Source organism: Lentibacillus populi, assembly GCA_014642895.1.
GTDB classification, from domain to species: domain Bacteria; phylum Bacillota; class Bacilli; order Bacillales; family Amphibacillaceae; genus Lentibacillus_C; species Lentibacillus_C populi.
Genome location: BMJD01000126.1, coordinates 1 through 595, shown reverse-complemented (window position 1 = coordinate 595; position 595 = coordinate 1). Strand labels below are relative to the sequence as shown.

The 595-nt window shown below is 46.2% G+C and carries 1 protein-coding gene; it reads left to right on the top strand.

The annotated features are described in order from the left end of the window. The coding region (locus tag IEX12_RS23200) for a hypothetical protein (RefSeq protein ID WP_286171355.1) at positions 1–595 on the top strand (595 nt) is incomplete at both ends.

Genomic DNA, 595 nt, shown 5'->3' with positions numbered 1-595 from the left:
CACTTAGGTATGCTGGCTTGGGCTGAAGAATCTGGTGATGACTGGGATATGAAGATTGCTGAGGATTTAGCAACCCGTTGGCTTGAGCGAGCTATCGCTAGCTCACCTCATGCTAACACAGCTATCTTGGCTAACATGGGTGACTTCCTTCACTGGGATGGACTAGCAGCAGTTACTCCAGCATCTAAGCATGTTCTGGATGCTGATACTCGCTATACCAAGCTTGTGCGTGTTGCAATAAAACTTATCCGTAAGATGATTCAGATGTGTCTGGAGACGCATCAGAGAGTGCATGTAGTTATGGCGGAGGGTAACCATGATGAAGCTAGCTCTGTGTGGCTACGTGAGACACTGAAAGTTATCTATGAGAATGAACCACGCATCACTATTGATGACAACCCAGACCCTTACTACTGCTATGAGTTTGGTAACACTGCAATCTTTGTCCATCATGGACACAAGCGTAGAGCTGAGCAGATTGACCAAGTTCTTGCAGCCAAGTTCCGTAAGGTATTTGGACGTACAGAACATGCTTATGCTCACGTAGGTCACCTGCATCACCTGAAAGCTATTGAAACTAGCCTAATGGTTGTAG